The sequence below is a fragment of the Xanthomarina sp. F1114 genome, from assembly GCF_026410255.1.
In the GTDB taxonomy this organism is placed as follows: Bacteria; Bacteroidota; Bacteroidia; order Flavobacteriales; family Flavobacteriaceae; genus Xanthomarina.
This window is the reverse complement of record NZ_JAPMLL010000012.1, coordinates 1-26,314: the sequence shown is the minus strand read 5'-3', so window position 1 is coordinate 26,314 and position 26,314 is coordinate 1. Positions and strand designations below refer to the sequence as shown.

19 protein-coding genes are annotated in these 26,314 nt (G+C 33.1%); 6 read left to right on the top strand and 13 right to left on the bottom strand.

Annotated elements, in window-relative coordinates; genetic code table 11:
* The first annotated feature begins 68 nt into the window (after nt 1-68).
* On the top strand, nt 69-518 hold the full coding sequence (locus tag OS188_RS10845) for a nucleoside deaminase (RefSeq protein WP_267148863.1): 450 nt from the start codon (nt 69-71) through the stop codon (nt 516-518).
* Here OS188_RS10845 and OS188_RS10840 read toward each other — a convergent pair.
* The 7 genes from OS188_RS10840 to OS188_RS10810 all read right to left on the bottom strand — a co-directional run bounded on the left by OS188_RS10840 (nt 515) and on the right by OS188_RS10810 (nt 11,364).
* On the bottom strand, nt 515-766 hold the full coding sequence (locus tag OS188_RS10840; RefSeq protein ID WP_267148862.1) for a hypothetical protein: 252 nt from the start codon (nt 764-766) through the stop codon (nt 515-517). The genes OS188_RS10845 and OS188_RS10840 overlap by 4 nt on opposite strands.
* The gene (locus OS188_RS10835) at nt 767-2,566 is read right to left on the bottom strand and encodes a chloride channel protein (protein ID WP_267148861.1); all 1,800 of its coding nucleotides are present in this window, start codon (nt 2,564-2,566) and stop codon (nt 767-769) included.
* A gap of 181 nt (nt 2,567-2,747) precedes the next feature.
* Nucleotides 2,748-4,502: an aspartate--tRNA ligase gene (gene aspS / locus OS188_RS10830; RefSeq protein WP_267148860.1), complete on the bottom strand. Its 1,755-nt coding sequence runs from the start codon at nt 4,500-4,502 to the stop codon at nt 2,748-2,750.
* A gap of 138 nt (nt 4,503-4,640) precedes the next feature.
* The gene (locus tag OS188_RS10825) at nt 4,641-8,144 is read right to left on the bottom strand and encodes an efflux RND transporter permease subunit (RefSeq protein ID WP_267148859.1); all 3,504 of its coding nucleotides are present in this window, start codon (nt 8,142-8,144) and stop codon (nt 4,641-4,643) included.
* Between the two features lie 13 nt (nt 8,145-8,157).
* On the bottom strand, nt 8,158-9,369 hold the full coding sequence (locus tag OS188_RS10820; RefSeq protein WP_267148858.1) for an efflux RND transporter periplasmic adaptor subunit: 1,212 nt from the start codon (nt 9,367-9,369) through the stop codon (nt 8,158-8,160).
* Between the two features lie 25 nt (nt 9,370-9,394).
* Nucleotides 9,395-10,738 carry a TolC family protein gene (locus tag OS188_RS10815; protein WP_267148857.1) on the bottom strand — a complete coding sequence of 448 codons (1,344 nt, stop codon included), beginning with the start codon at nt 10,736-10,738 and terminating at the stop codon, nt 9,395-9,397.
* 14 nt (nt 10,739-10,752) lie between these two features.
* A complete protein-coding gene (locus OS188_RS10810) occupies nt 10,753-11,364 on the bottom strand; it encodes a TetR/AcrR family transcriptional regulator (protein ID WP_267148856.1) in 612 nt (203 codons plus the stop codon).
* A gap of 124 nt (nt 11,365-11,488) precedes the next feature.
* On the opposite strand from OS188_RS10810, the gene OS188_RS10805 reads away from it, so the two are divergent.
* Nucleotides 11,489-12,463: a polyprenyl synthetase family protein gene (locus tag OS188_RS10805; RefSeq protein WP_267148959.1), complete on the top strand. Its 975-nt coding sequence runs from the start codon at nt 11,489-11,491 to the stop codon at nt 12,461-12,463.
* A 27-nt stretch (nt 12,464-12,490) separates the two neighbouring features.
* On the top strand, nt 12,491-12,841 hold the full coding sequence (locus OS188_RS10800; protein WP_267148855.1) for a hypothetical protein: 351 nt from the start codon (nt 12,491-12,493) through the stop codon (nt 12,839-12,841).
* Nucleotides 12,842-12,867: 26 nt separating this feature from the next.
* On the opposite strand, the gene OS188_RS10795 is transcribed toward OS188_RS10800, so the two are convergent.
* On the bottom strand, nt 12,868-13,410 hold the full coding sequence (locus OS188_RS10795; protein ID WP_267148854.1) for an alpha-ketoglutarate decarboxylase: 543 nt from the start codon (nt 13,408-13,410) through the stop codon (nt 12,868-12,870).
* 115 nt (nt 13,411-13,525) lie between these two features.
* Here OS188_RS10795 and OS188_RS10790 point away from each other — a divergent pair, with 115 nt between their 5' ends.
* The 3 genes from OS188_RS10790 (at nt 13,526) to odhB (ending at nt 18,679) form a co-directional block, all read left to right on the top strand.
* A complete protein-coding gene (locus OS188_RS10790; protein WP_267148853.1) occupies nt 13,526-16,285 on the top strand; it encodes a 2-oxoglutarate dehydrogenase E1 component in 2,760 nt (919 codons plus the stop codon).
* Complete coding sequence (locus OS188_RS10785; RefSeq protein WP_267148852.1) at nt 16,286-17,248, top strand: M23 family metallopeptidase; 963 nt, start codon at nt 16,286-16,288, stop codon at nt 17,246-17,248.
* A gap of 204 nt (nt 17,249-17,452) precedes the next feature.
* Nucleotides 17,453-18,679: a 2-oxoglutarate dehydrogenase complex dihydrolipoyllysine-residue succinyltransferase gene (gene odhB / locus OS188_RS10780; RefSeq protein WP_267148851.1), complete on the top strand. Its 1,227-nt coding sequence runs from the start codon at nt 17,453-17,455 to the stop codon at nt 18,677-18,679.
* Between the two features lie 650 nt (nt 18,680-19,329).
* On the opposite strand, the gene OS188_RS10775 is transcribed toward odhB, so the two are convergent.
* The 5 genes from OS188_RS10775 to OS188_RS10755 form a co-directional block, all read right to left on the bottom strand.
* Entirely contained in the window at nt 19,330-19,956 is a 627-nt protein-coding gene (locus tag OS188_RS10775; RefSeq protein ID WP_267148850.1) for a response regulator transcription factor, read from the bottom strand.
* Between the two features lie 59 nt (nt 19,957-20,015).
* Nucleotides 20,016-20,471, bottom strand: a complete 456-nt coding sequence (locus tag OS188_RS10770) for a retropepsin-like aspartic protease (RefSeq protein WP_267148849.1) — start codon at nt 20,469-20,471, stop codon at nt 20,016-20,018.
* The gene (locus OS188_RS10765; protein ID WP_267148848.1) at nt 20,468-23,038 is read right to left on the bottom strand and encodes a CHAT domain-containing protein; all 2,571 of its coding nucleotides are present in this window, start codon (nt 23,036-23,038) and stop codon (nt 20,468-20,470) included. The genes OS188_RS10770 and OS188_RS10765 overlap by 4 nt, the downstream gene beginning before the upstream one ends.
* Before the next feature lie 32 nt (nt 23,039-23,070).
* Complete coding sequence (locus OS188_RS10760; protein ID WP_267148847.1) at nt 23,071-25,026, bottom strand: PKD domain-containing protein; 1,956 nt, start codon at nt 25,024-25,026, stop codon at nt 23,071-23,073.
* A gap of 76 nt (nt 25,027-25,102) precedes the next feature.
* Entirely contained in the window at nt 25,103-26,146 is a 1,044-nt protein-coding gene (locus OS188_RS10755; RefSeq protein ID WP_267148846.1) for a hypothetical protein, read from the bottom strand.
* Between the last annotated feature and the right edge of the window lie 168 nt (nt 26,147-26,314).

The window sequence follows — 26,314 nt, the reverse complement described above, 5'->3', positions numbered from 1 at the left end:
TGATTTTTTTAAATTGAAAATAAAAGACAGCTATAGGTTTATAGCTGTCTTTTTTTATTTTTACATCTATGGAAAATTTGTTGGATGACACCTATTTTATGAAAAAAGCTTTACAGGAAGCAGAAGAAGCTTTCCGCAAAGGCGAAATACCTGTTGGAGCTGTAATAGTTATAGATAATAGAATAATAGCTAGAGCGCATAATTTAACCGAACTTTTAAATGATGTAACAGCGCATGCCGAGATGCAAGCTATTACTGCTGCTGCCAATTTTTTAGGAGGAAAATATCTTCAAAACTGTACACTTTATGTAACTCTAGAACCTTGTCAAATGTGTGCTGGTGCGTTGTATTGGAGCCAAATATCTAAAATAGTTTATGGTGCTAGAGACGAAAAACGTGGCTGCTTAACATTAAATACACAACTACATCCAAAAACTACAATGCTTGGAGGTGTTTTAGCCGAAGAAGCAACAGAGCTTATGAAGCGTTTTTTTATTGAAAAAAGAAACCTAAACTAAACATCTTTTCCCTCTTTATACTCTCGCATTTTGTCTAAACTTTCTTTTGTAATCATATAATCTTTTAGGTTTCTGTCTTTCCATCTATAATAAGAAAATAACGGAAACACAATAAGAAATAGACCAATAACCCCAAAACCAATAAGTTTTTGTGAGTAAGTCTCATCTAAAAAATATCCAGATGCAATGCTGCCAATAGAAAGGATAAAAAAGAAAAAGGTTATATATTTAATTAAAGAAATTTTCATCTAAGTAAAATTAAGTAGTTCACGTCTGTATGCCGTTAATAATTTAGATTTTGATACAAAGCCATAGTATTTTTCGTCTTTAATTACGGGTAGATTCCAAGCATTTGTATCTTGAAATTTTTTCATTACTTGGCGCATACTGTCTTTGTTATAATCAATATAACCCGGTGGAGTTTGCATAAAAGTTTCAACAGAAGTAGAATTGTATAAAGCTTGATCGAACATGATACTTCTAATGTCGTCTAAAAGAATAATACCTACCAAAGCATGATCTTCATTAACTACAGGAAATAGATTTCTGTTGGACTTTGAAACACCTTTATAAAGCATATCGCCAAGAGACATTTCTGGATGTAATGTAATAAAGTTTTTTTCAATAACACTTTCCAAATTCATAGTAGTGAGAACATTTTGGTCTCTGTCGTGAGTTAGTAAATCTCCTCTTTCAGCTAATTCTTTTGTATATATAGTATGTTCCATATAATTTTTAGTAATTAAATATGAAATTGCAACAGTAATCATAAGTGGTAAAAACAGTTCGTAACCTCCGGTAATTTCAGCAATTAAAAAGATGGCCGTTAAAGGCGCATGGATAACTCCTGCAATTAATCCTGCCATTCCCACTAAAGTGAAATTAGACTCAGAAACTTGATGTCCAAAGCCTATACTATTTAGTACTTTGGCAACCACATTTCCTAAAGCACTACCCATTACCATGGTTGGTACAATAACTCCTCCTACACCGCCAGCTGCAAAGGTGATGGTCATTGCTATAGCTTTAAAAATGGTAAATCCAATTAATAGAACAATAACTATCCAAATATTATCGAGGTATTTATCGAATATCGAACTGCCTAAAGCGTGTAGATAATTGCCTTCGAACAGATCTTTTGTAAAGCTTAAACCCTCTCCATATAGTGGAGGAATAAAATACAGCATGACACCAATTGTAATACCACCAACTAATAGTTTGATAAATTTGGTTTTAAACCGGTCAAAAAAAGCATAAACCGCAAAGTAAATTTTAGTGAAATATATGGAGGCTATTCCAGTGCCTAAACCTAAAATAATATAAAATGCAGTATCACTAATTGAGAACTTATCTGTAAGGGTAAAATCGAAAAGCACTTCGTCTCCCAAAAAGAAGTAAGAAGTTAGTACAGATGAAATAGATGCTATTAATAAAGGCAATAAAGATGCAAAGGTAAGGTCTAAACTGAATACTTCTACAGCAAAAACAATAGCAGCAATGGGCGATTTAAACATAGATGCAATAGCTCCAGCCGTAGCGCAGGCAATAAGTAAAGTTCTTGTTTTTTTATCAATTCGTAATAACCTACTTAAATTGGAACTTATAGCAGAACCAGAAGTAATAGCAGGTCCTAATAATCCAACAGAACCACCAAAACCAACGGTTAAAGGTGCTAAAATAATTGGATGATAAATAAGTTTATAAGAAAGTAATCCTTTTTGTCTTAGAAGCGAGTATAAAAGTGAAGGAACGGCTCTTTTAATAAAAGGAGGAACCGAAGGGGTCATTTCTTTGCTAAACAAATACTTTTTAATTATAAACACTAAAAGTAAACCTATAAAAGGTAAAATAAAATAGAGTTGATTTTCAGAAAAAACAATTCCCTTTTTTAAGAATACCTGAATGGAATAGGTAATATTTTTTAGTGTTAAAGCAGCTATACCAGTAGATAAACCAACAAAAATGCTCAATAATAAAACAAAGTTCTTTTGAGAGATATGTTTATACCTCCAAATTATAAATGGTTTTATTATAGACTTTAAATTCATTTACAGAGTGAGTTTAATTTAAACTAATTGTTCATAGCAAAATAAGCATAAGTATATAATCCAAACAAGATAGCTGTTAGAATTAACACTATGTATAAAATTACTTTAACAATCTTCTTTCTCATGAACTAAAGCTACTAAAAAATGTGTCCCGATGACTATCGGGACATATTTTTAATTTTTATGATTTTAAGTTAAGCTTTAAACTTAGTTCCTCAAGCTGTTTATTATCGAGTGGTGCTGGTGCATCAATCATAACATCGCGTCCAGAATTGTTTTTTGGAAAAGCAATAAAGTCTCTAATAGTTTCCTGACCACCTAGAATAGCAACCAATCTATCCAGACCAAAAGCTAAACCACCATGTGGAGGTGCACCATATTCGAAGGCATTCATTAAGAAGCCAAATTGTTCTTTAGCTTCCTCTTCCGTAAAACCTAGATAATCGAACATTAAAGCTTGTGTTTTTTTATCGTGAATTCTAATAGAACCTCCACCAATTTCATTTCCGTTTAATACTAAATCGTAGGCATTGGCTTTTACTTCTCCCGGATTTGTAGCCAATAATTCTAACTGCCCTGGCTTTGGTGAAGTAAAAGGGTGGTGCATGGCATGATAACGTTCGGTTTCTTCATCCCATTCTAATAATGGGAAGTCTAGTACCCAAAGTGGTGCAAACTCGTTAGGTTTACGTAAGCCTAAACGTTCTGCTAATTCCATACGTAAGGCACTTAATTGGGCACGTACTTTATTTTTATCTCCTGAAAGTACACAAACTAAATCGCCAGGTTTTGCACCCGTTTTTTCAGCCCATTTGGCTAAATCGTCCTGATTGTAAAACTTATCTACAGAAGATTTATAGCTTCCATCGTCATTACAACGAGAATAAACCATACCTAAAGCACCAACTTGAGGGCGTTTTACCCAGTCAATTAATTTGTCGATTTCTTTTCTTGTGTAGCTATTTCCTCCTGGAACAGCAATTCCAACAACTAATTCGGCAGAATTAAATACACCAAAATCTTTGTGTTGTGCCACATCGTTTAATTCGCCAAATTCCATCCCAAAACGGATGTCTGGTTTATCGTTTCCATATAAACGCATAGCATCGTCGTAAAGCATTCTTGGGAATTCGTTTATTTCAACCCCATTAACTTCTTTTAAAAGATGTCTGGTTAAACCCTCAAAAGCATTTAAGATATCTTCCTGCTCCACAAAAGCCATTTCGCAGTCAATTTGTGTAAATTCCGGCTGCCTGTCTGCGCGTAAATCTTCGTCTCTAAAACATTTTACAATTTGAAAATATTTATCCATGCCACCAACCATCAATAGTTGTTTGAAGGTTTGAGGACTTTGAGGCAGGGCATAAAACTCGCCTTCGTTCATTCTAGAAGGTACTACAAAATCTCTAGCACCTTCTGGAGTGGATTTAATTAAGTACGGTGTTTCAACTTCAATAAAACCATCATTAGATAAATAATTTCTAACTTCTTGAGTGACTTTATGTCTAAAAATTAAGCTGTTTTTTACCGGATTTCTTCGAATATCTAAATAGCGATATTTCATTCTAATATCTTCGCCACCATCCGTTTTATCTTCAATGGTAAAAGGCGGTAATACAGATTCGTTTAAAATATCCATTTTAGAAACCAATATCTCTACATCACCAGTAGGAATATTTGGGTTTTTAGAAGCACGTTCAATAACAGTTCCGGTCACTTGAATTACAAATTCACGACCAAGATTTTGCGCTTTCTCCATCATGGCTTTTGGTGTGCGTTCTTCATCAAAAACCAATTGTGTAATACCGTATCGATCGCGTAAATCTACCCAAACAATAAAACCTTTATCACGAGATTTTTGTACCCAACCAGAAAGAGTGACTTCCGTATCGATGTGTGATGCTCTTAATTCACCACAAGTATGACTTCTATACATATTTCAATTTATTAAATAGGTTGCAAATTTAAGGAAGTTAACTGATTATTAAATAAAAAAAAGCCTCAACATTTGTCGAGGCTTTTCCCGCTATTAATTACTGCTTAGGGAAAGCAATAATTTAAATGATAACAATTTTTAGTTTTGTTCTTCTAGGGTTTCAAGTTGTGGTTCTTTTCTGGTTTTGCTACGCAACCACATTTTAAATTTAGTTATTAAGAAAAATAACACGGGTACAATAATTAAAGTTAAAAATGTAGCTACAATTAACCCGTAAATTACTGTCCAGGCTAATGGACCCCAAAAAACAACGTTATCTCCACCCATATAAATATCGGCATCAAATTCTTTAAAAAACGAAAAGAAATTAATGTTTAACCCAATAGCTAACGGAACTAAACCAAGAATGGTTGTTATAGCTGTTAATAAAACCGGTCGTAAACGCGCTTTTCCGGCGCGTACAATGGTTTCATATAAATCTTTTTCTTCTAAATATGTATCGCTATCTACACCTAATTCTTGCTTTTTTCGGCCGATAAGTAATTCACCATAATCGAGGAGAACCACCCCATTATTTACTACAATTCCTGCCAACGAAATAATACCAACCATAGTCATCATAATTACAAAAGAACTTCCGGTGATTACAATTCCACCAAAAACCCCAATAAAACTTAAAAAGATAGCCAGCATAATAATGGCCGGTTTTGAAATGGAGTTAAATTGAAATATTAAGATGAAGAATATTAACCCTAAACCAGTTAATAAAGCGCCGTTTAAAAAGTCTTGTTGCTTTTGTTGTTCTTCAATTTGTCCCGTATAATCTACTTTTATGTTTTTAGAAATACCTTTATAGCTTTTCATTTCATTTTGAATTTGCGCTATAATGGCACCTGCATCAATAAATCCAGGAGATAATGCCGAATAAACAGTAACAATACGGCTCGTGTTTTTGTGTTTAATAGCACTAAAACCAGAGGTGTTTTCATGCCTGGTTACTGCCGAAACTGGAACGCTTTTTATCTGTCCAGTATTGTCTCTAAAAGTGATGTTTTGATTAAAAAGGGCACTGGTATTATAACGGTTCTCTTCGTTAAAACGCACATAAATATCAAAGTCGTCTCCATCTTCTTTATAAATTCCAGCTTTAGATCCGAAAATAGAATTTCTTAATTGTTGTCCTACTTGCGCAGCGCTAATTCCTAATTCTCCAGCTTTTTCTCTGTCAACAACCACTCTCATGGATGGTTTATCTTTGTTAACATCAATTTTAAGTTCATCAATACCAGGAATATTCTTGTTATTAATGAATTCACGCATATTTTCGGCTGTTCTAATTAGCTCGTCGTAATCGTCTCCTTCAATTTCAATATTAATAGGAGAACCTGCTGGGGGGCCATTTTCATCTTTTTCAACAGAAATTAGAATTCCGGGAAAAACACCTACTAAAGATTGCTGTACTTTTTGACGCAATAATTCACTGTCTTCCCCACGACGATATTTATACTCGCGCATGGAGGCGGTAATTTTTGCTTTATGTGGCATCTCAGCCGAGGATCCACTATCTGCTCGTGGGTTTCCTGCACCTTCACCAACTTGCGATACAGCGCTTTCTACCATAAAATTATAATCGCCATCTTTATACTGATTATCGTTTATAACACTATAAACAATTTTTTCAATTTCTTTTGTAATGGCATTTGTTTTCTCAATGGCAGTACCTTGCGGATATTCAATATAAACAATAATCTGGTTGGGTTTGTTATCTGGAAAAAACTCCACTTTAGTACGTTGTGTACTAAGTGAAATTCCAAAAGCAACAAATGCAGCTATTAGTAAAAGAAAAGTTCCAATAGTTAAAACATAAGGTCGCCAAGAAGATAGAGCCCAGCGTAACTGACCTTCGTACCAGCGTTCTAATTTAACAAGTGTTTTTGTTTGAAAGCTATTGGCCCATTTACGTAAAAACAATCTGTAAACCCACAGCATGATAGCAGTAAAAACCATTAAGGAACCAAGTCCACGGTAATCGCCGCCAAAAATAAATATAAGAATACCTATTACGGCTATTATAGAAGAGTTTCTAATAATTTTATTTAAAGGCATGTCTTTGTCTTCTGTTTCCATAAATTGAGATACCAATACAGAATTAAAGAAAACAGCAACAAATAAGGAGGAGCCTAAAACTATGGAAAGGGTAATGGGTAGAACCATCATAAACTCTCCCATAATACCTGGCCATAGACCTAAAGGAATAAAGGCGGCAACCGTTGTAGCCGTTGAAATTATAATAGGAAATGCAATTTCGCCAATTCCCATTTTGGCAGCTGCTAGACGACTCATGCCTTCCTCGTCCATAAGACGATAGACGTTTTCTACAACCACAATTCCGTTGTCTACCAGCATTCCAAGTCCCATAATTAAACCAAAAAGAACCATGGTATTTAAACTTTGGCCTAAGGCATCTAATATCATTAGCGACATAAACATAGACATTGGGATTGCAAACCCAACAAATATGGCGTTTCTAAAGCCTAGAAAGAACATTAAAACAGTTACAACAAGAATAACTCCAAAAATAATATTGTTTACTAAATCGTCTACTTGTGCAATGGTTACAGAAGATTGGTCGTTGGCAATTGTAACTTTTAAGTCTTGAGGAAATACATTGTCAATGGCTTCTTGTACAATTTTTTGTGTTTGTTCTGCTGCAGCAACCATGTTTTTTCCAGCACGTTTTTTAACGTCCAGCATGACTACTGGTTCACCAAATTCGCGAGCAAAAGTGGTTTTATCCTCTTCATGAAAAGTAACGGTGGCCACGTCTTTTAAATAAATAGCATGACCTTTTTCGGCTTTTACAACAAAGTTTCTAAGTTCTTCAGGCGATTCTATTTCGCCTAAAATACGAATGTTTCTACGTTGTCCACTGGCTATTAAGTTTCCGGCAGACATAGTAACGTTTCCGTTGTTAATGGCGTTTAAGATATCGTTAAAAGTTACCTCTGCAGCCATCATTTTATAAATGTCTACAGCAACTTCTACCTCTTTATCTTGAGCTCCACGAATATCTACTTTTTTAATTTCTAATAGATCTTCAATTTCATCTTGAAGATATTCTCCGTATTCCTTAAGTTTTTCAACTGGGTAATCTCCAGAAATATTAATATTTAAAATGGGCATTTCTTCCGATAAACTCAACTCGAATACATCGGGTTTTACTTTTGCACCATTAGACATTGGCCAGTCTTCTCCAGCCGTTTTGGTGTCTATTTCATCCTTTACTTTCTGTTTAGCTTGCTCTACAGTAAGGTGCTCATCGAATTCCACAATAATCATGGAGAAATCTTCTTGAGAAGTTGAGGTTATTTCTACAACGTTACTTACTGTTTTAAGCTCGTCTTCTAAAGGATCCGTAATTAATTTTTCAACATCCTCGGCTGTGTTTCCAGGATAGATAGAACTTACGTATATTTTGGTTTCGTTTACTTCTGGGAAGCTTTCGCGAGGCATATGGAAAAAAGCAGCTACACCTAAGTAAAACATTACCAGAATAAGAACATACATGGTGGTTTTGTTGTTGATAGCCCATGATGCTAAACCAAATTCTTTTTCGACTTGTTTTTTCTTTTTCTTAGTCATTAGTGGCTAGTTTTTAGTCGTTAGAATTTTGGTTGATCTCCTTCTTATTGTCATTTGGCAATTCAATGATTTTTACGGTTTGTCCGTCTTTAACACTTCTTGCGCCTTCTTTTACAATTTCTGAACCATCTTCTACACCTTCAAGCACTTCTATAACATCGCCTTGGGTTTTACCGGTTTTTATGATAACACGTTTAACTTCCCCTTCTGCTTTCTCGTTTTTATTGGTTATGGTGTAAATGTATTGTTCGCCTTGAGCGTTTTCAGAAATAATACTTAAAGGGATTAATATGGCACTCTCATTAGTATAATCGTTAATTTTAAGACGAGCAGTTAAGTTAGGTTTGATGGTTTTATTTTTATTAGGAATACTAACCTCTACTTTAAAAGTTCGGTTAGCTGGATTGATAACATCTCCAGCCTGACGGATTTCAGTTTCTAATGTTTTTCCTAAAATAGGAAACTCAACAATAACATGTTTTCCTACGGTAATATCTGAAATGTATCTTTCTGGAACATCAGTCTCTATATACATGTTTTCCAGATTTACTATTCTTAGAATTTGTGATTGTCCAGCAACAACAACACTACCTTGTTCTGTAATTACATCGTCTATAGTTCCAGAAAACGGTGCTGTAATATTGGTTTTAGCCATTTGTTGTTTTAACTGGTTTACAGCTTCTGTTTGAGATTCGAAAGTAGATTTAGCTTGTAAAAATTGGATCTCACTTCCAATATTTTGATCCCATAAACGTTTTTGACGCTCGTAAGTGGTTTTAGCTAAATTGGCTTGTATTTCTAATTGAGCTAATTGCTGACTCAAACCTCCATCGTCAATTTTGGCCAAAAGCTGTCCTTTTATTACTTTTTGACCTTCTTTGACATAGACATCTGTTAAAATACCATTGTATTCTGGAGTAATTACTATAAGGTTTTTGGTAGTAACATTTCCTTGAATTTCAAGCTGGTGTTTAAAAACTTCGGCTTTGGCATGAAAGGTTGTAATTAGAGGGATTCTTTTTACGGTATCTAATTTGGAAATTTTTTCATTAAGTAATGCTATTTGATCATTGAGTTTTTGTTGCTCAGTGTCAATTTCGCTACGTTTTTCTTTTAGTTCTGTTAAATTATTAGAGCTCAGCACATCATCAAAAGACTTGGTCTTTTTATCACCACAAGAGGTGATAATGACTGCTAAGAGGAGGAGGATTTTTATGTTTTTCATGAGTATGATATAATAGTTAATTGGCTTAATAGTTAATAGTGTTTAATATGGTTTCTAGCTCTGCTTTTTTGGCAATAACGTTAAACATGGACTGTAGAAATTCTTGCTGTGCGCTGTAAAGCTGTGTTTGTGCTTGTCTTAAATCGAAACTAGAAGCAATTCCTTCAAAAAACTTTGTTTGGTTTTTTTGCTCAATACGTTCGGATAAATTTAAATTTTGACGCTTGTTTTCGTATTCTTCTATAGCAAACTGATAATCGCTTTTAGCAGCAGCTATTTCGAATTTTAATTGTTGTTCGGTTTCTGTTAGATCTTCTTTAGCAATATCTAAATCAATCTGTGCGCGTTGAGTAGCTGCACTACGCATTCCAGAACTAAAAATAGGAATGTTTAAACTAACCCCTAAAAGAGAGGAGCCATACCATTCTTGGTCTTTATGGGTAAAAGCGAATGTTTCATTATACCCGCTATATCCTGCATTTATAAAAGCATTAATACTTGGCAAAAAAGAGCTCTTTTCTAATTTTAATAAAAGCTCTTTAGATTCTTCCTGATTTTTGGCTATTTGGTAATCGATACTGTTCTCGATGTTTTCATCGGTTTCAAGTAATTCTAAAGAAATGTTTTGAAGTGTTAGGGTCTCTAGATTTTCTGTTAATGTTGTGTTTTGATTTAAATCTATCCCAAGTGTAATATTAAACATTTTATAGGCTAAATCTTTTAGTCTTACTACGTTGTTTAAATAGCTTTCTAAACTAGTTAAAGTAATTTGCAATTGCTCTACGCTTTCTTCTTCGGCCAAACCGTTTTCGTAGATCTTGGTGGTTTCATCTAAGTTTTTTTGAAGAACTTCTATGTTTTTGTTCACTATTGCTAAATTTTCTTCTGCCAATAGTACATTTCCATAGGCATTAATAACAGCCTGGCGCACCTCTAAATCTGTTTTAGTTTTAGCATTCTCTGAAATTTCCAAATACACTTTTGCAGACTGCAAGCCTACTATATAAGAGCCATCAAAAATTAGCTGATTTAATGTAGCTGTAGCATTCAAGTTTTGTTTTGGACTAAAAGTAACAGGCATATATGTGCCAGGAGCACCTCCAGCTAATTCGCCCGGAAGTAAGGAAACTTGTTGTTTTAACCAATTTTGATAATCTACAGCGCCATTAATTTGTGGCAAACCTGTGGCTGTTGTTTCCCATTTTTGTTTTTCGGCTGCTTCAATATCACGAACAGCATTTTTTGCTGCACGGTTGTTTTCTAAAGCATAGTCTATAGCTTCCTGTAAAGTGAAACTCTCAGGAACTTCTTGCGAAAACAGGATGGAGGAGAAAAGGAAACTTAAGAGGAGGAATGATGTGTTTTTCATATAAGTTAAGATGTCTATATCGTATTTTGATTGATGTTGATTATGCTGTTTAATTTTAAAATTCCTTTTTCTGTGCTAATTCCACGAATATGATATTCTAAAAAATTATCCATAAGTGTTCTCATCGAGAAATCATTTAATGGGAATAACTCTGGATCTTTTAAACACATCATGGTGTTAAAATATAACCTTGAAATAAAGTTAATATTTATAGAATCTCTGTAATAGCCTTCTTTTACACCACGAGTTAAATTGTTTGTAACACAGTCTTGCATAATACAAAACTGATTGGTTTTTAACTTGTCGAAAATTTTAGGATAATACTTTTGAAGCTGATGCTGAGGCGATGATTTTTCGTCTTTTAAATGCTCCATAGTAAACTTTTTTATTTCAAAAATCTCGTCTATGGGGTTTTTGTTTAAAGCGCAAATACAATCTATTCCATGAGCAATAAACTCAAACATATATAGTGTTGTAGCTTCAATTAACTTTGATTTTGTGTCGAAATGCTGATAGATAGTTTTTTTAGAAATACCAATATTATTGGCTATATCGTCCATAGTTACACTTTTAAACCCATAGTTTAAAAACATATCTGCCGCATTAATAAGTATTTTGTCTCTCATAATTAATGGGCAAATGTACAATAGGAAACTATAAAAACCAAAATAGTTTCCGGGGTTTTTCATATTTGTTAATATTCATATAAACTTATTGGATTAGTAGCTGTAATTGCACTATTTTTGTGTGATGCAACAAGTATCATTTTATCAGGAAGCCTTTACTTCATATTTAGGTGATTTTACAAAAAAAAGACAGCCAGAATCTTTATATAATCCTATAAACTATATTCTAAAATTGGGCGGAAAAAGATTGCGACCTGTTTTAACTTTAATGGCAGCCGAGATTTTTAATGGCTCTTACAAAACAGCTTTAAATGCAGCTCTTAGTATTGAAATGTTTCATAATTTTTCTTTAGTACACGACGATATAATGGACGATGCACCATTGCGAAGAGGTAAGGAAACGGTTCATGAAAAATGGGACTTAAATACAGGAATTCTTTCAGGTGATGCCATGCTAATTCTAGCTTATCAATTATTTGAAACCTATGATGCGAATACATTTCAAAGTTTGGCAAAACTGTTTAGTAAAACAGCTCTAGAGGTTTGTGAAGGTCAGCAATTTGATGTGGATTTTGAAACCAGAGACGATGTGTCTATTCCGGAATATCTAAAAATGATTGAGTACAAAACCGCAGTTTTAGTGGGTGCTGCTATGAAAATGGGGGCAATTGTAGCAAATGCTTCAGAAGAAGATCAAGACATAATATACCAGTTTGGTAGAAACCTCGGAATAGCTTTTCAATTACAAGACGACTATTTAGATGTGTTTGGCGATCCAAAAACTTTTGGAAAACAAGTTGGGGGAGATATTATAGAAAACAAAAAAACCTTTTTGTATTTAAAAGCGGTGGAATTTGCTAAGCCAGAGAAAAAGACAGAATTGATTCATTTATTTAGCTTAAATACAACAGAACATGCTGAAAAAATAAACACAGCTAGACAAATTTTTATTTCTAGTGGTTCGGCTGAAGCTACACAAAAAGAAATTGAAAACTACACCAATAAAGCCTTTTTAGTTTTAGAAAAATTACATGTTCCTAACGAAAAGAAATTAGAGTTGATAACTTTTGGAAAAGAGTTAATGAGTAGAAAAGTGTAATTTTATTAAAGTAAGGTTGATTAATACATGAAGCAACTTCAAACAACTCAAGAAATATTAGATCATTCTATTAAGGAGGATTTGTATAAGAAATTAGTACAGCAGCTAAACAAGGATTTTTTGTATGCTAATATAGATCTAAGTTTTAACGAAGATATTTTGCCGTCTAGTTTAAAACTTATGTTGCATGAAACAATTTATAAGTTAATTCAGGAAAAGTTTATGGATTACTTAAACCTTCTATATATTATAGATGTGCCAGAATACAAGGTAAAACAGTTAGATGGTAGCGATATGCTTGTGCTATCCGAACAAGTTACTTTTTTATTACTTCAAAGAGAATGGCAAAAAGTATGGTTTAAAAACCAATACAGTTAAACTTTTCTATCTAACAATTATATCTGTTAAAAGTATATGCGTATAAAAGGCATCCATGGATCAGCATAAGTACTTTTTTTATTGTCGTATAAAACATCGTACCTAATTCCAATGGTTACATATCTTGTACGGTAACCAGCACCTAGAAAGAGAGAAGGATACCAATAGTTTTCGTTTGCAAATCCTAATCTGTTATCCCAATTAATATTCACGTTGTTTTCTTCAAACTCGGCAGAGATTTGAATTTCGTTAATGGGATTAAAAAGCACTATAATACTTCCTCCAAGAATAGTGGATTTATAATAATATTTCTGCGAGTTATAAGTTCCGCTAAGAGCAAGTCCTAATGCAAATTGGTCATTAAATTGATAAATAGCACTTGGAGCTAAAGTTCCGCTAAAAAATTCATTTCCAAAACTTAAACCAATACCTCCTCCAAAACGCACATGGTTCCAAAAATCACTTTTTTGATTATACGTGTTTTCTTGGGCCATCATTTGTGCAGAAAATAGGCAAAACACAATTATAAAAATGGTATAATTTCTGTAAAAAGACTTTAGATTTTTCATTTTGTGAAATTTGTTATACTTACTAGCGTATAAAAGTAATAAAAGCATCCCTAATTTTACTAAATGTTGTACTTTTGTATAAATTTAGTTTAAACGTTTTAGTTTTTCATTTTATATGGACAAGTATTCCTTTTTAAATGCCGCACATACAGCTTACTTCGCTGAATTATACGACCAATATTTACAAAACCCAGATTCCATAGAGCCTAGTTGGAGAGCTTTTTTCCAAGGTTTCGATTTTGGAAGCGAGTCTTCTGGCCATATCGATCAATCGGTAGAGCCAATTTCTTGCGAACATGTTTCGGAAAGCCTAACAAAAGAGTTTCAAGTTATACAGCTTATAGATGGATATAGAACTCGAGGACATTTGTTTACCAGAACAAACCCTGTAAGAGATCGTAGGCAATACTCGCCTACATTGGCTATAGAAAATTTTGGTTTGTCTAAAGACGATTTAAACACTGTATTTAGCGCAGGAGAAGTTATAGGTATTGGTTCCAATACGCTAAAGGACATTATTACGCACCTGGAAAAAATTTATTGCAGTTCTATTGGTACGGAGTATATGTATATAAGAAAGCCTGAAGAAATACAATGGATTCAGAATAAGCTTAATATCAACGATAATCAGCCAAACTTTAGTGCTGATCAAAAAAAATACATCCTTAAAAAACTAAACGAGGCCGTTTCTTTTGAAAACTTCTTACATACAAAATATGTAGGTCAGAAGCGTTTCTCTTTAGAGGGAGGAGAATCTTTAATTCCAGCTTTAGACGCTTTAATTGAAAATGCAGCCGAGAACGATGTCAAAGAGTTTGTTATGGGAATGGCTCATAGAGGGCGTTTAAGTACTTTAACAAATATTTTTGGAAAATCTGCTAAAGATATCTTTAGTGAGTTTGATGGAAAAGATTACGAACAAGAAGTTTTTGATGGAGATGTTAAATACCATTTAGGTTGGACCAGCGATAGAATTACAAATGCTGGTAAAAAAATAAACTTAAATATTGCTCCTAATCCGTCGCACTTAGAGACTGTTGGTGCTCTGGTGGAAGGAATAGCAAGAGCAAAACAAGATGATAAATACGCCGATAATCCGTCGCAAGTATTGCCAATAATTGTGCATGGAGATGCAGCTATTGCTGGACAAGGCTTGGTTTACGAGATTATTCAAATGGCGCAGTTGGATGGCTATAAAACCAATGGAACCATTCACGTGGTAGTTAACAACCAAATAGGTTTTACAACCAATTATCTAGATGCCAGATCAAGTACTTACTGTACAGATATTGCAAAAGTAACTCTGTCGCCTGTTTTACATGTTAATGCAGACGATGCCGAAGCTGTAGTACACGCCATGTTATTTGCACTTCATTTTAGAATGAAATTTAAGCGTGATGTATTTATAGACTTATTAGGTTATAGAAAATATGGACATAATGAGGGAGATGAGCCTCGTTTTACACAACCAAAACTTTATAAAGCTATTTCTAAACATAGTAACCCAAGAGATATTTATGCTGAAAAATTAATAGCAGAAGGTATTATTGATAAAGCATATGTAGAAAAGTTAGAAAAAGATTATAAAGATAAACTAGAAGAGAACTTAGAAGATTCTCGAAAAATTGAAAAAACAGAAATTACCCCGTTTATGCAAAATGAATGGGAGAACTATATTACAGTAGACGAAGATAAAATGTTAAAACCTGTAGATACTACTTATCCAAAAGCAGGTTTAGAAAAAATTACAAAAGCACTTTCATCTTTACCTGAAGATAAAAAGTTTATTCGTAAAATATCTCGTTTAGTCGAATCTAGACAGACAATGTTTAACGACAATAAGTTAGATTGGGCTATGGCAGAACATTTGGCATATGGATCTATTTTAGAAGAAGGATTCGATGTTAGAATGTCTGGACAAGATGTAGAAAGAGGAACATTCTCTCATAGACATGCGGTGGTAAAAGTTGAAGATAGTGAAGAAGAGATTGTACTGCATAACTCTATTAGCGATAAACAAGGGAAATTCTATATCTACAACTCCTTACTTTCTGAATACGGTGTGGTAGGTTTTGATTATGGATATGCTATGGCAAGCCCAAAAACCTTAACTATCTGGGAAGCACAATTTGGAGACTTTAGTAATGGAGCGCAAATAATGATTGACCAATATATTTCGGCTGCCGAAGATAAATGGAAAATCCAAAATGGTTTAGTCTTATTATTACCTCATGGTTACGAAGGTCAGGGAGCAGAACATTCATCGGGTAGAATGGAGCGTTATTTACAACTTTGTGCTAAGGACAATATGTTTGTGGCAGACTGTACAACGCCTGCTAACATGTTTCATTTATTAAGAAGACAAGTAAAAACTAAATTTAGAAAACCTTTAATTGTCTTTACTCCAAAGAGTTTGTTGCGTCACCCATTAGTTGTTTCTACTGTTGATGAATTTGCAAACGGTGAATTTAAAATGCTTATTGACGACGAGAAAGCTAAAGCAGATAAAGTTAAAACCCTAGTGTTTGTAACAGGTAAATTCTATTACGATTTACTTGAAGAACGAGGAAAACTAGAAAGAGACGATGTTGCTTTAGTAAGAATAGAGCAGTTATTCCCATTACCTATGGACGATATTCAAGCTATTTTAAAGAAATATAAAAATGCGGACGATATTGTTTGGGCTCAAGAAGAACCAAGAAATATGGGGGCTTACAGTCATATGTTAATGCATGTTGACGAGGTTAAAACGTTTAGAGTAGCGTCAAGAAGACCTTATGGTGCTCCAGCAGCAGGAAGTTCTGTACGTTCTAAGAAACGTCATAAGGAAGTTATAGACTATGTTTTTGATAAATCTAAAAACAATCAGCGTTAAATGAATAAGAGATTGCTTGTTTTTCTATTACTATTTGTTACCATAACGTCTTTTTCGCAAGAAAAAGATAAGTATAAAAAGGTGGTTGCTCAATTTGAAGCGTATTATAACGACGTTAATTTTGATGCCATTTATTATATGTATAATTATAAGGTGAAAAGAACGTCATCTTTAGGAAAAACGAGAACATTTTTTAATAATTTACATAGAGAATTAGGACCTATTGATAAAATTGAATTCAGAAAACAAATTGATCAATCCGAACTTTATAAAATAACATTTGGTTCGGAACTTAGAGATTTAGAGATTCAATTAGATCAATATAATAGATTTAGTAGTTTTGAACTAACGTATCATAAGCCAGATGGTTTAACTGTTCTAGAAAGGAATATTACAAAAATGACATTACCTTTTAACGAGGAATGGTTTGTGTTGTGGGGAGGAGTTTCAAAAAAAGAAAATTCTCATCATACTAATGAAAAGCATAAGTATGCCTACGATTTCGTAATAATGAAAGAAGGTGTAACTCATACTCAAGACGGAAAAATAAATGAAGATTATTACGCTTTTGGAAAAGATATTTTAGCGCCTTGTGATGCTACTGTAGTAGAAGTTATAACAGGAATAGAAGATAATATTCCGGGAGAATTAAATACAGAACAGGTTACTGGAAATACAATTATTTTAGAAACAGCAAATCAGGAATATATTGTATTAGCCCATTTAAAACACCAATCTATTGTAGTTAGAGAAGGGCTGTTTGTAAGAGAAGGAACCTTATTAGCTCAAAGTGGGAATTCTGGAAAATCTAGTGAACCTCATTTACATTTGAGTTTACAGAATACCGGAAATATGAATATTGCTACAGGTGGGAAACTGTTTTTTAACAGGATTTATGTTAACGAAGAATTAAAACAAGATTATCTCCCTATTAAAGGAGATTTAGTAAAAAATAGAAGTTGATTGTATGATGCAATTATAAAAAATTGAAAATAATTTTTTTGTAATTTAAAAGCAGAATATTATGTTCAGTTAATTCAACAAAAAAAACTAGTGCAATACACAATTTAAAGACGTGTCCTAAGCTTTAAATTATTGGATACCATAGGACAAAAGAAATAGAACAAAAACAACGTAAGCAAATAGATTACAAATAAAATTATAATTATGATTTTAGAAATGAAAGTTCCTTCACCAGGAGAGTCAATTACAGAAGTAGAAATAGCAACTTGGTTAGTGCAAGATGGAGATTATATAGAGAAAGACCAAGCTATTGCTGAGGTAGATAGCGACAAAGCTACATTAGAATTACCAGCTGAAGCTAGTGGAATTATTACACTTAAAGCTGAAGAAGGTGATGCTGTTGCGGTTGGAGCTGTTGTTTGTTTAATTGATACAAGTGCTTCTAAGCCAGAAGGAGATTCTGCTCCTGCTAAGAAAGAAGCAAAAGAGGAGGCTTCTAAAAAGGAAGAGGCTCCTAAAAAAGAAGAAAAACCAGCTGCAGAAGCTAAAACCTATGCAACTGGAACAGCAAGTCCTGCTGCTAAAAAGATTTTAGCAGAAAAAGGTATCGAAGCTTCAAGTATCTCTGGAACTGGAAAAGATGGCCGTGTTACTAAAGAAGATGCTGTGCAAGCCGTACCTTCTATGGGAACGCCTACAGGAGGGAACAGAGGATCTTCCAGAAGTAGAATGTCTATGTTACGTCGTAAAGTGGCAGAACGTTTAGTAGAAGCTAAAAATACATCTGCTATGTTAACTACGTTTAACGAAGTTGATATGTCACCAATCTTTGCTTTGCGTAACGAGTATAAAGAAACTTTTAAAAACAAGCACGGTGTAGGTTTAGGATTTATGTCTTTCTTTACTTTAGCTGTTGTTCGAGCTTTAAAAATGTATCCTGCAGTAAACTCAATGATAGATGGAAACGAAATGATTTCTTACGATTTTGTAGATATTTCAATTGCGGTTTCTGGACCAAAAGGATTAATGGTACCAGTAATGAGAAACACCGAAAACTTAAGCTTTAGAGGAGTTGAATCTGAAGTAAAACGTTTAGCTATTCGCGCTAGAGACGGTCAGATTACTGTAGATGAAATGACAGGTGGAACCTTTACTATTTCTAATGGGGGAGTTTTTGGAAGTATGTTATCTACTCCAATTATTAACCCTCCACAAAGTGGTATTTTAGGAATGCATAATATTGTAGAGCGTCCAGTAGCTGTAGATGGAAAAGTGGAGATTAGACCAATTATGTTTGTGGCTTTATCTTACGACCATAGAATTATTGACGGTAAAGAATCAGTAGGGTTTTTAGTTGCAGTAAAAGAAGCTTTAGAAAATCCAACAGAATTATTAATGAATAACGATGTTAAAAGGGCTTTAGAACTATAAGTTCTTAATATATTAGTGTATAGAAAAGGCGTAATTATAATTTTAGTTACGCTTTTTTTTATTAAAAAAATTAAATGAAGTTAACAAGTACGTTCATTGAAATTACGGTTACAACAATAATAACCAGCCCAATGATAAAAACTTTATTGACAGTTTCGGATTCGTTGTCCATGGTTTAAAAATTTTAGATTTAGGTGCACTTTAAATTTTTAAAGGAAATATAACCCTGTGTTTCATGTTACACAGAGTTATTATAGGTTTTCCCTTAAAAGATAATTGATTAATAGCTAGTCAAATATCGGAATTATTAGCTAGTTAACCTATACGTATTAATACGTATTTTTCTATTTGGACAGATTATTTACTAATTATAAGGAATCTATTTACGTGCTTTAAATATGTATTTTGTGCTAATTAGCTGTGTTTATAAAGATTTTTAAGCCATTTATTGGTTTGAAAATAATAGCTTGTCAATAATTAAATTTAAATTCCGGTTATAGCCAAGTTATAAGAAAAGTGTATAAATGAAGAAAGCCCTAAATAATTTAAAACTATTTAGAGCTTTCATAATTCTCCCTAAGAACTAATTAATAGCAAAACAAATATCGCAATTATTAGCACGTCAAACAATACGTAGTACTACGTATATTTCACTTTAAATGGTTCTTATTCTCTTTTGCCCAAAACAATAAGCTGTATTTTGTAGGAGCTAGATTCAGTTTTTTGTTAATATTACTTTTATGCTTTTCTACTGTTCTAAAAGAAATAAACATTAACTCCCCAATCTCTTTTGCCGTCTTATTATCAGAAATATGTTTTAAAACATCTATTTCTGTTGGCGTAAGAGAGTCAATTTCTTCTGGAGCTTCCTCAACCTCCAAGTAGGAAAGCAATTCTTCGCTAAAATAAGGGATGTCTTTTGTTACTGCATCAATACAATGTTCAATTTCGGCTAAAGCAAATTCTTTTAAAACATAGCCATAAATGTTTAAAGATTTGGCCTGTTTATAGATAGCTTCATCTTTTTCAAAAGTAATAAGTATAATTTTTGTGGCGTAGTTAAGCTCTTTACACTGTTCGGCAATCTCTAAGCCTGTAAGAAAAGGCATTTGTATATCTAAAATAGCAATTTCTGGTTTGTGATTTTTTATAAGCTCAAAAGCTTCTTTGCCATTAACAGCACTTGCCAATACATTGTATTCTTTCTCCAATAAAAAGTCGTTTAGACCCTTTAATATTAAGGGATGATCGTCTGCTATTATTATGGAAGCTTGCATGAGTTATTAATTAATTAGAACTTGAATTTAACAAAATTAAAATAAATAAAAAATGAAACTTATAGTTTAAGGTACAAGTACTTCTTGTCGTAATCAATAATACCTTTTCCTTTTTTTAAAATGTCAGCACCAATAATACCGTCAACAGGTTGCGCATTATGGGTAAGTAAAGCTGTATTTACGTGACTTAAGTTAAATAAAATAAGAGCTATCTTGTCTTTTTTCCATTTCCCTATTTTAATTTTATTTTTTTTAGAAATTTGAGTAAGCATATCTACAGCTCCAGCTCCAGCAGCTTTTATTTCAGAATCTTTTGCTTTTAATTTAAAAGTTTCAACAGCATCAAATCCTACACAAGAACTAGATGCGCCAGTATCTAAAATAAAAAGACCTTTAATACCGTTAATTGTGGCTTTTATTTCAAAGTGATTCGTTTTGGTAAGTTTCAATTTAATTTTTGTGTATCCTTTTTCTAAAAGAAAATCCTTTAGACTTAAATCTTCAATTGTAGTCATTGTGCGTTTTTTTTTCTAAAGTATAAAAATACAATAATTAATGCTGCTAATGCTCCAAGGGAATAATATAAAAATAACTTCGAACTAGTTTCATGAACTACTTCTCCATAATAAACAAAAGCACTCCAATAGTAAGGCGACTTCTTTATATTACTTATAGATTTATCATTTAGATAGTTAAGTTTAGATTGTCTGTTGGCTATAAAAGCTGAATTAGTTTTTAGGTAGTTTTTATAAAACAATGTCATTAGTCGGGCAGTAGAGGCATCGTTTATTTGCCATAAAGAATACAAAAGGTTTTTTGCGCCAGCATATTGAAAACCTCGGGCAATACTCATTGCACCTTCACCTTTTTGTAGTTTGCCAATTCCGGTTTCACAAGCACTTAAAACAACCAGCTCTGGATTTATGTTTAAACTGTATAATTCATTTAACAGCATAGGTTCATCATAAAAAGCTAAACTTGCTGGGTTTACGAAGTCGCCTCCTGTAGCATGTGTAGAAAGGTGCAAAATATCGTATTTTGAAACAGAATCAATAAAATTCTGTTTGCTAGCTTCGGCATGCATTAAAACATTTCCGTGAGTTTCAGCCTTTATAGCTTGAGCTTCATCTACAGAATAGCGAAGCATTTGATTACTGTTTTCAAACACAGGAAAAACACCTAAAAGGTTCGTGGTTTTTGATGCGGTCTTTGCTTGTAAATAAAACTCAATACTGGAGTTGTAGGCCAAAGTTTGTTGTTTTACCAAAAATGGCATTTTCGAAAAATTACTGCTTTCAATGTTTTTAGTTAATAAAGCTTCAAAGGGAATAAAATTTAATAAACCGTCAGGAATAATAATAAGGTTTTTAGAATTTGATACTTTTTCTACTTTCAGCAGTTGGTACAAGTTATAAGCTTGACTTGTATACTCTTTAATATTATTGTTGATTGCTGAAGGAGTATCAAATAAATGAATAAAGCTAGTTATGTCGTTTTTAAAACTGTCTGTCAATTCTATTTTTAAGAACTCTGTGTTTTTTTCTGAAATGATAAACAGATAGATAGCGTGTTTCCCATAAAAATATACAGCCAGATTTGCTTTGTCTGCTTGAAGCTGTTTTTGAATTTTTATAATATCCAGATGGTTTTTAGTTTGAGGATATTTGGCATCAATGTAAGAATGAAGCTTTTTTAAGTCAATACTAAGGTTTAAAAGTTGTTTGTTAAGACTGTCGTTTGTTGAAGTTTTATAACCTAGTTGTGTTTTTATTAGTATATCTGTAATCTGCTCTTGTTGCTTAAGTAGTTTCTGTTCTTTAATTAATAAACTATCTTTTGGATGTTGTTGTAGCAAGGATTTCTTCTTGAAAACGTCTTTTAAAATAGATGCTTTATATGTTTCTGCATAAGTTAAAGCAGAAGTAAATATTGCTGTGTCTGAGTTTTTTTGATAGCTTTTAAAAAGTAGTTCTATGCAGTATTCAGATCTGTTTCTATTATTTGTTTGATTGGCAATTTTCGACTCTTGAGATGTGAGATTTTCAGTTAATAAGTCTGATACATAAAAGCTTAAATTGTAATATTTAAGTGCTTTTTCAGGGTTTACTTGAAGTCTGGCTAGTAAATCAAAAATATCTATAAACGTATTTTCTGCGTATAATGTTGTTTTCTCAGGAATAGATTCTCCTTTTAAATTAGGAAGTAAAATCTGTAAAGCAAGTTGTAAGTTTGTATTGGCTTTTTCAAAATCCTGAAGTAAATATGCTAATTGTCCTTTTTGTAGATGATTTTTAGCGATTTCTCTTTTGGAAAGAGAGTCACTTTTCTGAAACAATAAAGACTTATTAAAATGCTTTAAAGCCGACATATAATCGCCACTTTTTAAAGCCAACTCGTATTCCAATTGGTATCTGTTGTATTGGTTTTTGGAGTCGTGAAAGACAATGTTGTTTTCTAAATCGGAATTTTTTGGTTTATTTAAAGCAATTAAACTAGAAGCTTTAAGTGTGTTTAACTTGTCTTGTTGCTTAGGGTCAATTTTTGAAATATCAAGGTTTTTATTTATTAAATCTACCACCGATTGATGCATCCCTCGGGTTTGATAAAGTACAGCCAGATTGATTATACCAGCAATATATTGAGTCTGGTCTTCTCTTTTTTTTGCTATAGATAGATACTGCTTTATGGTATTTTCGGCATCTGTATAATTGTTGGTTTTCGTGTATAGGTTTCCTAGAGGTTTTAAGCAAAATTCAATAATATCATAATCAGAAATTTTGGCAAGCTCATTTTCATTATAATATGTCCAGGCGGTTTCATAAGATTTTATGGCTGGATTAAACCTATTTAAATCTTTTAAATAAAAAGCTTTGTTGCAGAGCAAGAAGACAAAAGCTAGTTGTTCGTCTTTTGTTGTAATCTGATTTTTAAAAGCAATTTCCTTTTCACTTAAAACGTCAAGGGTTTGTAAACTTTTATTTGCGATAAATTTTTCGGTAGTAGAATAAATAGTTTCTTCTAAACTCTGCGAAAAAGCAAAATTTCCAATACAAAAAAGCAATAGAAGGAGTTTTCTTTTCATAAGAGACTCATACAAAATAGTTTTTTTCCAGATTAGAACTTCCAAATGGCATACAATTGCAAATAGTTATAATCGTCTTTAAAATTAAGCACATACCGAGCACCAATACTTGGGCCAATACGTGCGAATCCGGCTGTTACCTCAAACAATAAGCCAGCTCTAAAATTGCTAAAAGCTTCCTTGTATTCATTTTTAGCTTCTGCACTATTTATTAAATAGTCGTCTGTATTGCCTTCAAATTGTTCTATTAAAATATCCTGTGTTTGCTTTTCGCTTAGCGTAAACATACCTTGTACCCCAGCACCTAATCCAATATAGTTGTTAAGGTTATAACGCATAAGCACCGGAATTTCCCAATCTACATTTTTATAACTGGAATTTGTGGTAGTCCGTTGTAAAAACTCAAGGTCTTGAGTGCCTCGAACAAATTCATCGGTAATTTTTGTTTTGTCGTTGTACGAATGAAAACTGTTTAATAATTCAACTTGCCAATACCAACGATAGGATTTATATGGTGAAATGGTAGCACCTAGAAAGTAACTTTCAGAATTTATTAAGTCTGAAAACATATTATATCCCACTTTGGCCCCAATAGAAATTCCTGGAACAAATCTAGTGGTTGAATAATTTGTAATAATAGGTTCGTTTTTGTCAAAAATGATGGCTGTGCGGCTTTTGGTTTTTTGCTTGTGAAAATCTTTGGCAAATTTTATGTTGTAGGTAACGAAACCTTTGGTAGAATCGTAGACTTTTACATTTTTCTGTTCACTGCCAGGTAAATAGATGTTTTTAAAAGTAAAAATAGCTTGAGTATCTGTAAAGGTAGTATCCAAACAGCTATATTGAACTTCTTCTTTTGGACATATTTCACATTTTGGATACATATCTGTAACCTCAATGGTCGATTTGTCCAGCATATCTGGAATGTCAGTTTCTAGCCTAATAGTTCGTGCAGGTCCTTCACCATTATTTTGAAATTTAATTTTATATTTCAAGGTTTTATGGCGTACCAATCTATAATTCATAAAGGTACTGTTACTAGACATTTTGTTAGGATCGTGAGAGGTTACAATCTCCATTTCCATGTCTTTCACTTTGTGGTTGTCAAAATTAGCATCGGGCACGTAAACTCCTCTAACAGAAATTATGGCGCTAGTATCTTTTAGCATTTCTGGTGGTGTTTTTAAGGTGAAAAACAAATTCCGTTCCTCATTAGGTTCCATATTATTAAACTCGAACTGCTCATAATTTCTATAATAGGCTTTTGAAGCTTCTAAGGTTAAAGGAAGGTTGGTTTTTATAGTAGAATCTTGGGGTTTGGTTTTTAGATTTAAAAGCTCATTTTCTGCCGAAGCCAATAATGTGTATTCAGAGTTGTCGATATTGTTAGTATAAACAAAATCGGTTTTAGCCAAATGTTTCTCATTGTGATAGGTTCTAATATCTTCAATATTAAAGTTGTCTGCTTTATATTTTTGTTCATTATAAAACAGATATAGTTTTCCGTTTGCGGTGTAGTTTAAATAGTTCTTATAGCTTACAATTAATACCATATCTTCTTCTGGCATAGGTTCTCTATTCCGTTGAAGTGAGAAATCTTCGGTCATTGAAGCTTCATCTTTTAAAGATGCATCTGTTTTACTAACCGTAATTTTTTTTGGCCTGGAACTTGGAGGTTTGCCAGTATCATAATTATTGGTAGCCCATAGTTTTACTTCGTAATTACCGGGGGTTTTATAGCTGTGTTTTGGGTTTTCTTCTTTACTAAAGCTACCATCATCAAATTCCCAATAATAGGAGTAGAAGGCTTTAGGTGCTCCAGCAATTTGTTCTAAAGCTGGAGTTTCTGGAAAAAACTGGATAGTTGTTCCTTCTTCCTGATTTTTAATAGTTGCAACACGAGAAATTGAATCTTGAGAAGGTGTATTTTGTGCAAAAAGCCATTGAAAACAACAGCAAAAAAGTATAAAAGTAAATGATTTTCTCATGATTTTTAATAATTAGGTCCTTGCTAAAATACAAAAAGCGATGGTCTCTACAACCATCGCTTTTTTCAAGGTTAAATTAAGGCAGATTATTAATTTGTAGTATCAGCTCGTTCTCTGTAGCTATAGAAGTCTCAGATAAGGTAAATATTGTAGATCCATCTTCAGCAATGGTAACTGGCTTTACAGCAAATCTCCAATTTCCATCTTCTTCTGTTGCAAAAACTAGATGACATTCTAATCCAATAGGAATTTGTCCGTAGTGTTCACTAAATTTTCCTGTAAGTGGATCGTATGTGTCAAGTTGAGCTAGCCCAGATTCTTCACCGTCATAAGATAAGTAAATTGCACTATTAAGGTTATTATATCCAGTTGGAACGCTAACGTTAATTGTTGTTTTTGGTCTTGGGTCGTTGTAAAATCTGTCAATATTAGTCCAGCCAAATTGATCAAACATGACATAATAAGTAGTGTTTTGTGTAAAAACACCATTTTGTCCTTCAGCACCAGTATCATTTTCAGCTTCTTCCCAGGCAAGATTTCCGTCTTCGTCTAAATTGCCATACCAAAGAATCATTGCGTTATCTGCACCTCCGGTTAATGCTGTAGGAACATCTAATTGCATGCTACAATTTGTTTCTAGTGCAACTCCGTCTTGGGTAGCTTCTAAAAAGAATTCTCCACCGGTTAGCAATAAAGCTTTATCGCCGTTTGGCATAATCCCCATGGTAGGTTTATTAGTGGTAATCATATTACCTTTTTCAAAAATCTCCACATATTCTAAGTCAACCATTCCAGTTACAGCATTGCCATTTTTAGTTAAGCAGTTTCCATCAATAGAGATACTAACACCATGATTAGAGGTTAGGGTTATAAACCCATCGTCTGCATTAAATTGGAAGTTTTGGGTAATATTATCTAGAGCCTGATTTCTAATATTTGAAAAATCTTGAGCTGTAGGTCTTTCTGGAGCTTGAGCTGGTACATAGTCAATCTCTTCGTTTGGACTACAACTTGTCAATACTAAACTAGCCATAAGAGTAGTTCCCAAAAGTGTTTTTAAGGTTTTGCTCACCGTATTCAAAATGTTTGAATTAGGATGAAATAGATTCGTAGTTTTCATAATTAAATAGGTTTTTAAATTGTTATTCACCCTTATATAAATTCAGGTTCTTTTTTGTTACCCCTATTTTTTATTTTTTTTAAAGATTTGGAATAAAAGTGTCAGGAATATGAATTTTCTTTTTTAGAAGTAGCACTTACAGAGTATTTTAATAACACCAAAAAAAAA